Genomic DNA, 15,383 nt, shown 5'->3' with positions numbered 1-15,383 from the left:
CAGGCCTGGCCCGATGAGAAGTTACCTCCTAGTTAACAAGCATAGCCTACGCACTTTGGTGTTGGTGTTACTATTGACCGGGATCTGTGCTGCAGCGGAACCTACTACTGATTCGATCCTGACACCTAGCATTCCGCAAGATGGCGACGAAGGATTTCAGGCGATGCTTAGCCGCGGATACACACCGCTGTTTAACAGGAAAGATCTATCGGGCTGGCGTAATCCATACTCGCATGGTGAGGCCAAAGTCGTTGGCGATGAGATCCACTTGCTTTCCAACAAGAAGTTTTTTCTCGTCACCGAAAAGAAGTATTCGGACTTTCGGCTAAGTGTAGAAATCCATCTGCCGCAGGGTCCAGCCAATTCGGGAGTTATGTTTCGCTGCCATGTCGACGACGATGCGAAGGGCAAAAAGGTCTATGGCTATCAAGCGGAATGCGATGGATCGGAACGGAGATGGTCTGGAGGACTGTACGATGAAGGACGACGCGGGTGGATTTGGCCAAGCACAAAAGGTCGCTCTCAAGATCAATTTCTGAATCACGAAGATGAGTCGAAGTCAGCGTTTTCTAATCCTCTCATTGCAAACGCATTGAATCGCGACGGTTGGAATCGGTTCGAGATCGTTTGCATTGAGGATCGTATTCGAATCGAGGTAAACGGTATCCCAACGGTGACATTTCGTGACCCGTTGGATGCCTCTGGCTACATCGGCATCCAACATCATGGTGAAGACGGACAGACATACCGATTTCGCAATTTGTTCATCAAAGAACTTCCTGAGATTCCAGCGGCGAAGTCCGTGACGATTACGGAACAGCCTCCTTCTTCAGTTACCAAGTTGAGGGACGGTACGATTCTAGTGGACTTCGGAAAGGTTGCGTTTGGAAACATTGCAATGCGTGTCCCCCAAAACGGTAGAGGTGTATGCAAAATACATTTCGGCGAGAAGTTGGTAGATGGCAGAATCGATCGCAAGCCCCCGGGCACGGTTCGCTATGGTGTAAGTGAACTCCGAAAAGGGAGCGGCGAGAGGGGGACCTTCATTGTCCCAACGCCCATTGACGTACGCAACACTGAACAGGCTGGCGCTACTCGGGCTGTTCATCCGCCGGCGGTACTCACCCCAAAGACGTGGTTGCCTGTCATGCCATTCCGGTGGGTTGAGATTGAGAATTGGGAGGGAGAGTTTACGGAAGACGACATCAAACGTAGGGCAGCGTTTGCATCAAAATGGAATGATGATGCAAGCCATTTCATCTGCTCCGATGAAACGCTCAATAGGATTTGGGAGCTGTGCAAATACAGTATCAAAGCGACAACATTTGCCGGCGTTTACGTCGATGGTGACCGAGAGAGGATACCTTACGAAGCAGACGCGTACTTAAATCAGTTAAGCCACTATTACACCGATGATGATGTCGAAATGGCAGCCAGGTCGTTCGATTGGCTGATCGAGAACGGAACTTGGCCTAGCGAGTGGGCGCCGCACATGGTGTTCATGGCTCACGCTGAGTGGATGTATTCAGGCGATGTAGATTGGCTGAAACATCGCTACGAATTGCTCAAGTCGAAAACGCTGCTAAATCGAGTCGCGGAAGACGGACTCGTAAGAAGCAATCATCTAGATCAGAAACGTCATGACATTGTCGATTGGCCTCCCAAGGAACGGGACGGATTTGTCCATTCGGAAGTCAACACCGTTGTGAATGCGTTTCACCTACAAGCACTGGAGCAAATGGCCGAAATGGCCTCCGCTGTTGGCAAAAACGACGATGCACTGGCTTTTTCATCCCAGGCGACAGCCGCACGACAGGCATTTCAAGACGCTTTCTTTGATGAGAAGACTGGGATCTACCGTGATGGTGTCGGTACCGATCACAGTAGTATTCACGCGAACTTTTTCCCATTGGCGTTCGGCCTAGTACCGGACGATCATGTTGCCACAGTCACGACATGGCTGAAGAAACAGAAAATGAAGTGTAGCGTCTATGCCGCTCAGTATTTTCTCGATGGACTCTTTAGCTCAGGCTGTGACGACAAAGCGATTGCACTAATCCTTGCCGATGGTGATCGGAGTTGGAAACACATGGTAAATAGCGGGACGACAATCACATGGGAGGCCTGGGACATGAAGTACAAGCCGAACCAAGACTGGAACCATGCCTGGGGCGCAGCTCCCGCAAACCTTCTACCTCGATTTGTCTTGGGTGCTCAACCCGCCTCTCCTGGGTGGACGACTGCAAAAATTCGCCCCTGCCCAGGCCCGCTCACGTTTGCACGAGGACAAATCCCGACCCCAATAGGACCGGTACAAATTGACTGGAACAACGAGAGTGAGTTCACGCTGTCGATTGATCTTCCAAGTGACATGTTAGCGACACTTGATTTACCCGCGAATCAAGGAACTCAGAGAGTACTCATCAATGGGCAGCCGGTCGATGCGCGAAAAAGTGGAGATCGCTGGATTGTGAAAGAAGCTGTCCGCGGCGTCGTAAGAGTTTCGGTTGAATAATCCGACCGGATAAACAATTCGAATGCAAAGCGTACGCAAGTTCGTCACGCCTGCACCCGTCTAACTGAAATCACATTTTTTCCCCAAGTAACTCGAAATAGCCACAAGTCAATGTTTCGGTATCCATCATCGCTAGTACTCCTGCTGTTTCTCTCATCTTTCGCATTATCGGAAGACCGTCAAAGACAACCAGACATCGTTGTTTTTCTCGCGGATGATCTATCCTCCGCAGACCTTCCACTCTACGGCGGTACCGATATCGCGACACCATCGATCAATGGCCTAGCTGCCGACGGCGTGACTTTCAATCGTGCATTCGTGGCCAGCCCGTCATGCGCACCCAGCCGAGCAGCTTTACTAACTGGACTGATGCCGGCTCGTAACGGCGCGGAAGAGAACCATAGCTACCCGCATGATGATGTCTTGAAATTGCCACAAATCCTAAACGAACTGGGTTATCAAACAGCTGCATTTGGAAAAGTGGCACACCTACGAAGCGCATCACAATACCATTTCGATACCTATGACCTGAAGCAAGAGATTCCGGAACTTCGCACGACAGTCAAGAGCTTTTTGGAGACACGAAAAGACTCGCGTCCTCTTGCATTGTTTGTTGGTGTATCCAATCCCCACGTGCCATGGCCAAACGAATCGATGATTGATCCATCGGCCATCACTCTACCACCTCAACTTCTCGATACACCTCGTACGAGAGTCCAACGTTCGAGATATCTACAAGAGGTTATTGACCTGGACACCTATCTCGGAGAACTCCGCGAACTAACTAACAGGCATCTGTCAGAGGATCTTATTTTCGTATTTACCAGTGACCATGGAGCACAGTTCCCCTTCGGAAAATGGACGTTATACGACGAGGGCATCCACGTCCCACTGATCGTCGTTCAGCCAGGAGTCGTCAATTCTGACACGAAAACGGACGCCATGGTGAGTTGGATAGACATCCTCCCCACTCTTATTGAGTGCGGAGGAGGCACCACCCCAAGCAACCTAGACGGTCGCTCGTTCTTACCCGTCTTACAGGGCGACTCTGACACGCATCGCAAGCGAATTTTTACGACGCACAGCGGTGATCGAAAAATGAATGTTTACCTAAGTCGATCCATTCGCACCGATCGCTACAAGTTTATCTACAACCCTCATCCCGAGTTTGCGTTCACTTCGTACATCGACCTGCTACTCAGGGAAACATCGGGGGACTATTTCAATCAGTGGACTGAACTTGCCAAAACGAACACACACGCGGCGAATGTTTTAGCAAGATATCATGGACGTCCACGATTTGAATTGTTCGACCTCCAAAAAGATCCTCACGAGCAGTCCAATCTCGTAAATAATGCAGAGACAGTAAAAATTCAACAGGATTTATATTGCCAACTAAAAGAATGGATGGATGAACAAGGTGATGAACAAACAGTTTTTCACAAACCACTTCTGCTGAACGCACCCAACACATGGGTGCCACGAAAATAGTCAGTGTTTCATATTCGACAACATGGAAATAGGTATTTAGAACACTAACATGAACGCATTGCGATGGATTTACGGTTGCCTGTCAATCATCTTGTTTGTCTTCCTTGGGCATGCTACTGCGGCGGAAAATCCCAACGTTGTATTTCTGCTGAGCGACGATCAGGGATGGACTGACTATGGATTCATGGGGCATCCTCACGTACAGACCCCCAATCTGGATCGTCTTGCCTCGGCCGGCATTCTCTATGAACGTGGATACGTAACTGCGCCACTGTGCCGTCCTTCCTTGGCAAGTATCGTTACTGGACTCTATCCTCACCAAACCCAAATTCGCGGCAACGATCCGACCATGCCTGTCGGGTTTCAACGAAGAACTGAGCCCGGCAAGAAACTGTGGCAAGAACGTCGAGATCGCATGACGTCTCCGATGGCATCGCACCCATCGTTCATTAAAGCCTTGAAGCAGAATGGATACGCAACACTTCAGACAGGAAAATGGTGGGAGGGAAATCCTCTCGACCACGGCTTCACGCATGCCATGACTCATGGTGATCTTAGTCGTGGAGGTCGCCATGGCGACGAGGGATTAAAAATCGGCCGCGAGACGATGACGCCAATTTACGATTTCATCGACACGGCTCATTCGAATAATCAGCCCTTCTTTATCTGGTATGGCGTCTTCCTTCCTCACTCGCCTCACAATGCCCCAGACCGCCTTTTTAACAAATACAAAGACATCGCTCCAAATGAACCAACCGCTCGCTACTGGGCTAATGTCGAGTGGCTGGATGAAGGCTGTGGAGAACTCGTCAAGTTTCTGAAGGCCAAGGACCTGTACGACAACACAATCTTCGTCTACACGTGCGACAACGGATGGGTTCAGGACCCCGACACAAAGAATCGAAGTGTTCGCTCTAAGCGTGAACCATATGAAGCGGGAATCCGCACACCAATCTTTATCACTCACGGCGATCGCATTAAGCCGCAACGTGACTCAGAGACACTTGCGAGCAATATCGATATTGCTCCTACTATCTTGAAAGCTTGTGGTCTGGAGGCCCATTCTGAAATGTTAGGGCTAGACCTTAGAGAACCTTCACAACTGAAAACACGAAATCGCATATTTGTTGATGTTTACGACCATGATTCCGACATTGATCAACTTGACGATACCAACAACGGACTGGTAGCTCGCGTGGTCATTGATGGGTGGAACAAGCTCATCGCACGTCCAGGTCGAAGTGAATTGTACGACCTGCAAGTCGATGCAGACGATCGAAATGACTTGTCCGAAACCTATCCTGACCGTGTGCGCGAATTGGAAGACATCGTTGACAGATGGGTAAAATAGGCGGGCTGCCAAAAAGGAAGATACTTTTTTACTCGTGACCTCGCTTCATTGAATGTCAAACTGTCTTTTCAACGACCAATTATATTTTCCTGAGAAGCATACACTCCGCCTCGCGGAGACGATTGATGATCTGCTTGGGCATTGATCATTTGCAAGGCATAAGACATCTCCCTTCAAACGGGCATGCATTCGGCAAAGAACTTATCGTACGGAAGGACGTACTTCACCGTATGTCCGTGGACATTGGTAAGACGTCGTTAGATGCCATTGTGGTAGAACGTTGGCTGCTGGAGATCCAGGCTCATCAAGTGAAGCAACGTGGAATTGGAGTCGTAGGCGGACGACCTTGGGGTGACCGATTTGGAGCCGAATTGGAGCCGAATTGGTCACGCTAGCTGTAGCTGAATCGGCATGTGATACTGGTCGCCGTCAAGAAAAAGGTCAACGCATTCTGGTTGTAATCTCTCCCGGTTCTGTTGATTCGGAGAGATGGTATCCGTTCGAGTTTTGTTCCCATGGCGATAAGAGCGCTTCCAGCAATCTGATGTTCCGTACAAGTGTTCCGATAAGAAAAATGTTAAGAGAATCAGTGTCGCTGCAAGTCTTTGCGTTTTAACTAGTTGCGAAGTCCGCGTGCGACGAAATCGTCCGTTTCCATACCTCTAGACTCTTAACTGTTTAAATCACTTGTTGCTTTGCCGTCCTGACCGAGACGTAAGTCATGTGCGATCAGCGTTTAAGTATGTTTCAGAACGTGCGATTGGCTAGGCATAAGAGTCGAGAATGTTAATCGTCTCTCGAAATATTACGTGATTCGTAACTTTCAGTTCCAATTACTTACCGTCAAAATGAGGATTCAGGAGATTTCTGACATTTCAATTACGGTTGGCCCTTTGCTACCTAGTTGATGACTAAATTAATAAGGGAATGACCGAATGACCTACGGTGATGTATATGTGGGGCTCGGTTAACGCAAAATCCAGAATTTGACCAGAAATCCTTCACTCCCCACGTGAACGCGTGAGGTTTTAGAAAAACTCTTCTTTCTATAATTGAGTCCTTGTCGAATTTGAGGTGTTGTTTTATCTGCTATTTCCATTAGATAGGTCTCCCCATGTCAACCCGCCCCAAATTATCTCGTGCTGGTTTTACACTCGTTGAACTCCTGGTGGTTATCGCCATCATCGGGGTCCTGATTGCTCTGCTGCTACCGGCCGTTCAGCAGGCCCGTGAAGCAGCACGGCGAATGAGTTGTTCCAACAACATGAAGCAACTCGGAATCGCGCTGCATAATTACCACGATACGTTTGGTTCCCTGCCATCGGGTGCGATCGATGTGACAGGTCAATCGGACGGCAGTGGGTCGGCCAATGCGTTATGGGGCTGGAACGCGTTACTCTTTCCATTTGTCGAACTTGGCAATCTGCATGACAACCTCGAAGTGGGTCGTCGTAAGCTCTCAGATGCCGCGACCAATGGAACGACGATGGCAATCCTCGCAACTCCAGTAAGTGCGTTCCGATGCCCGTCAGATTCCGGCCCCGAACTTAACACCGAACAGTACAAAGGCGTTACGAACAATTCGACAGAGTCCGACACCACAGCGGGATCTGGCTGGACACCAGTAGCGACATCCAACTACATCGGCAACAACAACCCATGCCGTCAGAACTCCGGAGGCGTCGATGGCGGTGGAGCGTTCATGATTCGTCCATACAGCGCGCTGGGTACCTTCTGGATCAACTCCGACGCCCAGTTTCGAGATATTACCGACGGCACGAGCAACACGATTGTCTTCGGTGAGAGAGCATGGCAGTTGAACAACCCAATAGGCGGGAAGTTCGACGCGTTTGCAGGCAACGCATTTGGCATGGCGACCAATGCAGGCGCTTCCTGGCAGGATAAATTTCGACGTTCGGGAGCCGCGTTGATGGGCAATGGCTACGGTGGGATCAATATGCCCAATGCGACTCGATGCTTTGTCGGTTATTCCAGCCAGCACCCAGGCGGAGCTCAGTTCACCTTGGCCGATGGCTCTGTGCGTTTTATTCCTGAGACGATCGATAGTGTCCAAGCAGTCGGTGCCTTTCAGCCGTCGGTCTTCACCAATCTGCTGAATCGAGGCGATGGAAATCCCGTTGGCCAATACTAAGTTGGCTTGCCTGATGCTCTGGCTGGTGCCTCAGGCGTCTGGCCTACCGTCTACGAAACGATATGTGGCAACTTTCCTGATGAAGGCAAGGAAACTGCCGGCTTGAACGTTGTCGATCGTGACAATGTCGATCGCGGCAACCGATAAGTTTAGGCCACTGGTGTGTGTTGCCCCACCCGCGGCACTGCTAGTCGGCCGACTTACCCTTGCGAAGCCTGACTTGAGGCTATCCCGATCCTACCCCAATCGAGACGATTATCATGCAAACACCATCACTCCGTTTTGTTGTCGATACTATGAGCCGCAATGCACTTCTCACTAGAATCAAAAGCAGAGGTCTCTCGCTGCTGGGAATGCTGGCGGTTGTTCTCGTTCTGGGATGTCAGCAGAACGGGAACTTAGGTGACGTATCAGGGGTCGTATCTCTTGATGGCACCCCATTGGCGGACGTCGTCGTATCCTTCACTCCCAAGACTGGTGGCCGAGCGTCGATCGGACAAACCGACGCTGAGGGGAAGTATCGCCTTATCTTTTCAACAACTGAGCTGGGCGCGCAGCTCGGAGAGCACCGTGTCGAGATCCTGCCGGCCGATGATGAAGCTCCCAACATGCGGGTGATTCCGAAGAAGTATCAGATCAATTCTCCCTTGTCGGCCCACGTGGAATCAGGTGTTAACCAGATTGACTTTGAGCTAAAATCGAAAGAGTAGCTATCCGCAAGAGTGCGCGTTCACACGCCTCGGCTTTTCTCCGGGGGCATGCGACCGGACGCGAAGGTCGTAGACCAAGTTCTTATGGCTCGTATCACATCCATCATTGCGATTTCTATCCTCTTGCTGCTTGTGGCCGGCAGCATCGGTTGGCTTGTGTTCCATGGTTTAACAACCGCTGACTCACCGCACGCTAGCTCGCGACTCTCGGCAAGTTGGATTCGGTCCGTTAATCCACGCGTCGCTCAACTTGAGAAACGCATGGCCGCCATCAACGCCGAGCTGTCTCGTCTTGTGCCGTACACACCGAAGTTTCCTCAGCGAGGAGGCTTCCATAGTAGCGAAATCACGAACACGGATACGCCCCCTTGGGTACAAGTCGATCTGGGCGTCCGTATGCCTATCGAGTCGGTCGTGCTCGTACCGGTCTCGAGTGTGAACGAGGGGAAGGTCATTCTCGACTATGGCTTGCCGCGGCAATTCGAGGTACAAGTCAGCGACCAGAGTGACTTTTCGTCCTTCGAAATGATTCAGAGAGTGGACTACCCTAGCGTACAAACCCGCGAGGGTTTCCCAATCGTGATCGACTTGAAAGATGTTTCCGGTCGTTACGTTCGTCTGGTGGCTCTCGAGTTGTATCAGCAAGAGGGACAGAAGTTTCTGGCCTTGGACGAACTGATGGTCCTTTCAGGAGGGCGAAACGTTGCCATTCATCAAAAGGTCGCCGCTTCGAGTCAGGAAGAAATCCCACTTAAATGGTCGAACCGCTATTTGGTCGATAGCTTCTCCGTCATGCCGATTTCCTTGGGAGCCGAGGCCAGTCCTTCGACCGGTCTGGTGGTCCCGGGCGACTACACAGAGTACGAATGGGTTACCATTCGCATGCAGTTTGATCGCCCTCGCGAAATTACCGAGATTCAGCTTTATCCGTACGAACCATCCAGTACGGCATCGGCCCCAGGCTGGGGCTTTCCGCTTCGTTTCTTCATCAAGTATCGCGCTGATGTAAACGAACGGTTTCAGACACTGCTCGACTATACCGACAATGACCTTTACCACTGGAAACACGATCCCCTCGTCGTATCAGTTTCGGCACCATTGCATCGCACTCCGTTTCCTCCCGATGCGAGCGCAGACCCAGACGAAGAAGATACTTACCCTCTTGCCAACAACATCACAGCCACAGAACTCTTGATCACCTCGACCCGGCACGACAGTCGCTTTATGCCGTCGATTGTCGCCCTCTCCGAGATCCAGGTAATCACCGACCAAGGCAACATTGCTTCCGAAGCCGACATCACCGTGTCCATTGCCAAGGATCCAATTGATCCGCAGTCAATGGACCTCGATGCGCTGACCGATGGCTATAACAGTCGTCGCCGTATACTTAATTGGCCGCAGTGGTTGCCGCAAGTTCAACAGCGTGGCCTGTTGCTCAATGAACGGGATGAGCTTCTGCTTCAGCTCGACGAGGCGATGTCCAGCACGATGCAAAATACAGCGTGGGTCAGCGCCATCCTGCTGATCGTTTCGATCGCCGTGAGTTCGTTTCTGATTGCTCGCCGCGAGATCAGCTCGCGCCGCCAGCTTACCTCAGTGCGTAAGCAACTTTCCAAAGATCTGCATGACGAAATAGGGAGTAACCTGGCGACGATTGCCATGTTAACCAAAAGAATGCGTCGTACAATCGCCGGAGAGCAGCGACTGGGTGAGGTCGATCAAATCGATCTTATCGTGAACGATACAACTTCATCGATTCGCGATATGATGTACCTGCTTGAGAATGATCGATCTGACCTGTTTGAGTTCACGTTGAAGCTGCAGGAAATTGCCCGTCGTATGCTCGTCAACTACGAGCTCTCGTTCGTCATGGGAGATTACTCGCAACCGGTGCAAGTTTCCAATCTGTGGCAGAAGCACGTGCTACTGATACAGAAAGAACTCTTGACCAACATTGTTTCTCATAGCCAGGCACAAGCGGTTACCATAACAATGGCCTGCGGAAGAGAGTTTGAGCTAGTTGTGCGGGATGACGGCTGCGGTATAGCCCCCACCCGACACGACGCCAAAGAGAGTTATGACCTGCCCCCGCGAATGAAACCAGTCTTTAAGTGATAGTCTTCAAGGGTTCTTCCAGGGGAAGGTGCTGTAGCGTAGCGGAAGCACCTTCCCCTGGAAGAATTGCCTCCGGTGCCGGTGGGCGGTACCCCAGCGAACTGTGCGGGCGTACCGTGTTGTACTCGACTCGCCACCGTTCGATCAACACTTTTGCCTCCAGTAGCGTGTCGAAGATCTCTCGATCGAGTAGTTCATCTCGCAGCTTCCCGTTGAATGATTCGATGTAGCCATTCTCCCAGGGACTGCCTGGCTCGATGTACAAGGTGTTCACCTCGACTCGCTCTAACCAGTCACGGACCTTTGTAGCTGTGAACTCGGAGCCATTATCGCTCCGGATGAAGTCAGGCACGCCGCGTCGAACGAACAGGTCACTGAGGCGTTCCAAGACTTCCTCGCTGGTTAACTGACGGGCGACGTCGATCGCCAGGCACTCGCGTGTATATTCATCGATCAGCGTCAGCATCCGGAAGGCTCGGCCATCGTGCGTACGGTGATGTACGAAGTCATAGCTCCAGACCTCATCGCGACGACTTGGCCGCAGGCGAACACACGAACCATCGTTCAACCACAGGCGACGTCGTTTAGGCTGCCTTTGCGGTACTTTCAGCCCTTCACGACGCCATAGTCGCTCGATGCGTTTATGGTTCACCTGCCAACCTTTCCGTCGCAACATCTCGGTAATTCGCCGATAGCCGTAGCGACCGTACTGTTCGGCCAGCTCAATCATCTCCCGGACCAGGCGAGGTTCGTCATCGGGAATCCAGCGAGCACGGCGCTGCGTGGAACGCGGCTGCCCAAGCACGCGACAAGCCCGCCGTTCCGAGACTCGCGCGCGTCCCAAGGCGTCTCGCACGTGCTCGACGATTCGCCGTCGCTTGTCCGGGCTCAGAAGTTTCCCGAAGCGGCCTCCTTAAGGATCGCCTTGTCAAGCTCGGCATCCGCCAGGAGTCTCTTCAGTCGAGCGTTCTCTTTCTCCAGATCTTTTAACCGCTTGGCTTGGTCCGTACGAATGCCACCGTACTCCTTCCGCCAACGGTAGTACGTCTGCTCCGTGACGCCGATCGCCTTGCAGGCCTGGGCAATCGTCTTGTCCTGAGAAAGAAGCACCTCTGCTTCGCGGAGATGCTGGATAATCTGCTCCGGCGTGAATCGTCTTCTAGGCATTAGAAATCTCCCTTCAAATGGGCATTCACTCAGCAAATAACTAATTTACCGAATGGACGCGGTTGAAGGGGGCAGGTCAAGTGACCCAAAAGGGCGGCAACCCCACCACTTTCTTTAGATATCAGCCGCTTTTCTAAGTCAGCATTGTGTCATTAGTCCCAGAGAGGACAGTTAGAATAATTGCCTCTGCGTCCAAAGCACCTACAAAAGAACGCTACTCGCATTCATCTACTAGGTCAGTGAAAGAGCAGTGACACATGGCAAGACGAGAGCCATCATTTGTTGATGTTCCGTTCATGTGTGGTAATGGCTTTTCTAGGTGCCATCTCCGACCAGTTGTCGATCCCGATGACAGGCAATGCAAACTGGAACGCTTCGTTCTGTTGATCAGTTTCCGCTGCCTGGTAGACATCAAAAATTCGACGCTTTTCATGAGGCATCCCGTCTTTCTGCTTCCTGAGACCAAGGTTCAATCCACCTTCTCCGGGGTGATCGACGTGACGATGAAGGATATAAGCATCAATGCCATCCATCGCTGAAACGCGTACGTAGGAAGCCGCGAATGCGGCCGCCTGGGCAATCTCAGCGTCGTCATCGGTGCCTGCGTGAAATCCTTGCTCGGATAAGATGACTCGGCGTGGTTTTCCTTGATAGAGAAACTCCGGTCGCCTGAGATACTCCACGAGTACCTCGATGTTCCTGAAGGTAATTTTCGGTGTGTCGAAAGAGTAGGTCGCTTGAATATCATTCCAAAAACACGGATCAAACAGATTCTCTGGGTAGGGATGAAACGCTACGTGCCAAGGTATGTTGCCTTCACTTTGGATCGCCTGAGAGAAGTCGTCGAGAAACTTGCGACCTGGCATCGTCATGAGCGGGTCATTCCCTTGCTGTCCGGTCCAATGGTGATCCATTGAAATGAAGATCCTTGGGTTTCGACACTCGTTGCGTACTGCGTAATAGGTCAAGCGAACCTGATCGGCGTATTGGCGAACGACCGCCTCTGGGGTTTGCTTGCCCATGTTATGCCAGTACCAGTGAGACTGCACCTCGTTCCCGACAATGTATCCGCCAATACATCCGTATTTTCGATCGGGGCGTGAGTAGCGACGCGCCAAGAATCCGACGACAGCCCGATAGCGTCTCTGCGCCTCGGCTGACGTCGTGTTGAATGCAAACACACCCGTCGGTGAATTTACGAAGTCCGCCGACGGATGGCTCAGTTCGTCTTGTGAATGCTGACCACGGGGCATGGTCAAGAGAAGGATTGCGATGACGTTGATCCCATTGACCGTTGCCCTTTTAATCGTCGCATCGAGCCGCTCGACATGGCGAGAATCCATAAAGTACTGCTTGCCGTCTACTGAAAACTGTAGATCGATCCTTGCCTGTGCCTTCTTCGGATTCTTAGACAACAATGAGGCCAGAGAAATGTTCAAAGTCTCATGTTTCACTCCAAGATCTAACGCGTCCTGGAATTCACGAATATCTTGCAAGCCTTTCAGCGATTTTGGCCAATCGTTGGCATTTCCCTGTGGCAAGATACTCCCTAGCTGGTCTATACATCTTGCTTGCCCAATGATGTTCCCATCACCGTCTTCGATATGGAATCGATAGAACATGCGATCGCATGCGGAGTCGGAATAGCGATCCAAGGAAAGAACATGCCCGTGAGCCTCCCCTCGAAAGAGAAGTTCGACTTCTCCAATGTCGCCAGAACCGATTGGCCTGCCGACCAACGATACTTTGTCCGAGATTCGTGGCATCCCTACTCGAATCGTATCGGCGGAAGCATCGACAAATTGGATGTCGGAAGCCTGCGCAGCGTTGGACAAAACAATCGTAATGGAAAGTATGTAAATCAGTCCGATGAGTTTGTGGTATCGTTTCATGTTTGAATCTGTCATGAGGTAAATCATTTCGGCAGGTGTTTACTTGTTTCCTGTTCGGAAACGATACCAGAATGCTCCATCATTGAGCCCGACTGCCCGGGCTTTCCCCAGAGTGATCCATCCACCGTCAGAAAGAGCAAAGTAGGTAGTGTTTGGCTTCAGGGTCGGGAGATCTCTGAAAACCAGGATCTTCGTTCCTTCGGCGGGATGCCCTGGCTCGGGATCGACTTCCCATATGGCGTTTTCGACATCGCTTGCTTCGTAAAGACGTAGCGTCTTTCCACGCGAATTGTCAAAACTGATGGGTTCCGAGAAATAGAATTTCAAGTCTGTTTCGCACGGAACATTCAGGGCCGACAATGCTGGCTCGGCGCGAACATACGCTGGCATCGCCATGCGAATTCGATGAAATCCCCATCCTTCCTGGTACGTACCAAGCTTGGCTCGCCATGTCGGCGGCATGGATGTCTCATCTCTCGCAAATCGAAACCAGGAGTTACTCATCTCAGAGGTAATCGCGGGCATAGTGGATGCCAAGTCCTTCGATTCGGCGGGATCGTCGCTAATGTTGTATAGTCTCCACGGACCATCGCTGATGCTCGATATCTTCCAATCTCCTTTGACCAGGCCTTTGCCGGTCTGGTTAAAGCACCAGAACATCTCATCATGGATCGCATGATCGGGCAGCTTGCCGTCGTCGAGTAGTGGCATCATCGAATTGCCATAAAGTGGTTTCAGCGGTCTTTTATTGTTGGAAGGCGGATAGGAAACCTTGGCCAAATCAAGTAATGTCGGGTAGATATCGGTCACATGCAGACGCTGGGCACGAACTCCGCCTGACTGGCCACGTAAAGCTTGTGGCCAGCGAATGATTAAGGGAACCGAAACGCCACCTTCTTGCGCGCACGATTTATACCAGCGAAATGGCGTGTTTTTTAAATAAGACCAACCATTGGAAGTAAACGGATTGGAATTGGGCTCCCAGGGTATCTGTTCGTCGTAGGTTCGAATATCGCCGTTGCTGTAAGCCCCACCATTGTCTGCCATAAAGATGACGAATGTCTCGTCTTCGACGCCAACTTCCTTAAGGTGCTCGAGCAATTTTCCTACGTTCCAATCAAGTCGGTCAAGCATTCCGGCATAGGCTGCCATCCTGCGGCTCTCCTGCTGTTGAATCGATTCCGGCAACTCATGCCAACGCCGCACTTCGGCTTCAGGTTCGGACATCACATATCGATCATCAATCAATCCAAGCGACTTGAGTCTCTTGAACCGTTCTTCACGCAACACCTGCCAACCAGGAAGGTATCGCTCGTAGTACTTTTCCACGTTCTCCTTCGGTGCTTGTAGAGGACTGTGAGGAGCGTTGAAAGCCAGGTAAACGAAAAAAGGCTTATTCCTGGCAGCGGCCTCATCGATTCGTTCGATCGCCTCATCGGTGAATGCGTCTGAGCTATACCAACCATCCTCAACGGACTGCGGTTTACTTCGGTTACGTTGAATTGCAGGTTTGCCCCGTTCGACTCCTGTCCAGCTATCGATCGCGCCACCTAGAAAGCCATAGAACGAGTCAAAACCAGCATCAAGAGGATTTCCAGGCTGATGCCATTTGCCGGATAAAGAGGTCGCGTAGCCGGCGTCTCTCAGCATCGAAGCGATGGGTACTGACCAACGATAATTGTCCGATTGGGAATGGGTGTGACCTGTCATCAGACTCGTGCGGGTCAACACGCACATTGGATTGACATGAAACTCGCTGAAACGAAGTCCCTCGGACGCTAGTTCATCTAAGTGCGGCGTATCGATTTCGCCTCCATAGCAGCCCAAGTCGGAGTACCCAACATCATCGGCCACGATCAGAAGGATATTTGGCAGTCCTTCTGCGAAACTCTCAAATGGCCAAGAGAGTAGTACGAGAGATGCAATGAATAACAGTCGAATGGTTAAGTCAGAATTCGCCTTGAAAATATGCATTTCGAGTACCCATGCC

The 15,383-nt window shown here is 51.3% G+C and carries 9 protein-coding genes and 1 pseudogene; 7 read left to right on the top strand and 3 right to left on the bottom strand.

What is annotated here, in order from left to right; all coding sequences use genetic code 11:
• Nucleotides 1–13 precede the first annotated feature (13 nt).
• The 7 genes from PSR63_RS21500 to PSR63_RS21470 all read left to right on the top strand — a co-directional run bounded on the left by PSR63_RS21500 (nt 14) and on the right by PSR63_RS21470 (nt 10,334).
• Complete coding sequence (locus PSR63_RS21500) at nt 14–2,515, top strand: family 78 glycoside hydrolase catalytic domain (RefSeq protein ID WP_338000654.1); 2,502 nt, start codon at nt 14–16, stop codon at nt 2,513–2,515.
• A gap of 111 nt (nt 2,516–2,626) precedes the next feature.
• The gene (locus tag PSR63_RS21495; protein WP_274327729.1) at nt 2,627–4,006 is read left to right on the top strand and encodes a sulfatase family protein; all 1,380 of its coding nucleotides are present in this window, start codon (nt 2,627–2,629) and stop codon (nt 4,004–4,006) included.
• A 49-nt stretch (nt 4,007–4,055) separates the two neighbouring features.
• Nucleotides 4,056–5,357 carry a sulfatase-like hydrolase/transferase gene (locus PSR63_RS21490; RefSeq protein ID WP_443111054.1) on the top strand — a complete coding sequence of 434 codons (1,302 nt, stop codon included), beginning with the start codon at nt 4,056–4,058 and terminating at the stop codon, nt 5,355–5,357.
• Nucleotides 5,358–6,471: 1,114 nt separating this feature from the next.
• Nucleotides 6,472–7,509, top strand: coding sequence for a DUF1559 domain-containing protein (locus PSR63_RS21485; RefSeq protein WP_274327727.1), 1,038 nt, complete (start codon nt 6,472–6,474; stop codon nt 7,507–7,509).
• Nucleotides 7,510–7,515: 6 nt separating this feature from the next.
• Nucleotides 7,516–7,656: a hypothetical protein gene (locus PSR63_RS21480; protein WP_274327726.1), complete on the top strand. Its 141-nt coding sequence runs from the start codon at nt 7,516–7,518 to the stop codon at nt 7,654–7,656.
• A 113-nt stretch (nt 7,657–7,769) separates the two neighbouring features.
• A complete protein-coding gene (locus PSR63_RS21475) occupies nt 7,770–8,219 on the top strand; it encodes a carboxypeptidase regulatory-like domain-containing protein (RefSeq protein WP_274327725.1) in 450 nt (149 codons plus the stop codon).
• 84 nt (nt 8,220–8,303) lie between these two features.
• A complete protein-coding gene (locus PSR63_RS21470) occupies nt 8,304–10,334 on the top strand; it encodes a discoidin domain-containing protein (RefSeq protein WP_274327724.1) in 2,031 nt (676 codons plus the stop codon).
• Here the strand turns inward: PSR63_RS21470 and PSR63_RS21465 are convergent.
• From PSR63_RS21465 to PSR63_RS21455, 3 genes and pseudogenes are all read right to left on the bottom strand, one after another.
• A protein-coding gene (locus tag PSR63_RS21465) for an IS3 family transposase (RefSeq protein ID WP_274327723.1) occupies nt 10,327–11,501 on the bottom strand; the annotation gives its coding sequence in 2 pieces (ribosomal slippage) (nt 10,327–11,237 and nt 11,237–11,501; 1,176 coding nt in all). The two genes, PSR63_RS21470 and PSR63_RS21465, sit on opposite strands and share 8 nt — an antisense overlap.
• A 383-nt stretch (nt 11,502–11,884) precedes the next feature.
• Nucleotides 11,885–13,123, bottom strand: a pseudogene (locus PSR63_RS21460) (DUF5722 domain-containing protein); the annotation flags it as partial.
• Between the two features lie 309 nt (nt 13,124–13,432).
• Nucleotides 13,433–15,367, bottom strand: a complete 1,935-nt coding sequence (locus PSR63_RS21455) for a sulfatase-like hydrolase/transferase (protein WP_274327721.1) — start codon at nt 15,365–15,367, stop codon at nt 13,433–13,435.
• Nucleotides 15,368–15,383: the final 16 nt, after the last annotated feature.

This window comes from Bremerella sp. P1 (assembly GCF_028748185.1).
Taxonomy (GTDB): Bacteria; Planctomycetota; Planctomycetia; order Pirellulales; family Pirellulaceae; genus Bremerella.
The sequence above is the reverse complement of the archived record's forward strand: the minus strand, read 5'-3'. Positions and strand labels throughout refer to the sequence as shown.

Excerpts from the sequence above, each read along its gene's own strand:
- PSR63_RS21495 (WP_274327729.1), top strand. The coding sequence starts at position 2,627 with ATGTTTCGGTATCCATCATCGCTAGTACTCCTGCTGTTTCTCTCATCT.
- PSR63_RS21485 (WP_274327727.1), top strand. The coding sequence starts at position 6,472 with ATGTCAACCCGCCCCAAATTATCTCGTGCTGGTTTTACACTCGTTGAA.
- PSR63_RS21470 (WP_274327724.1), top strand. The coding sequence starts at position 8,304 with ATGGCTCGTATCACATCCATCATTGCGATTTCTATCCTCTTGCTGCTT.
- PSR63_RS21475 (WP_274327725.1), top strand. The coding sequence starts at position 7,770 with ATGCAAACACCATCACTCCGTTTTGTTGTCGATACTATGAGCCGCAAT.
- PSR63_RS21490 (WP_443111054.1), top strand. The coding sequence starts at position 4,056 with ATGAACGCATTGCGATGGATTTACGGTTGCCTGTCAATCATCTTGTTT.
- PSR63_RS21500 (WP_338000654.1), top strand. The coding sequence starts at position 14 with ATGAGAAGTTACCTCCTAGTTAACAAGCATAGCCTACGCACTTTGGTG.
- PSR63_RS21455 (WP_274327721.1), bottom strand. The coding sequence starts at position 15,367 with ATGCATATTTTCAAGGCGAATTCTGACTTAACCATTCGACTGTTATTC.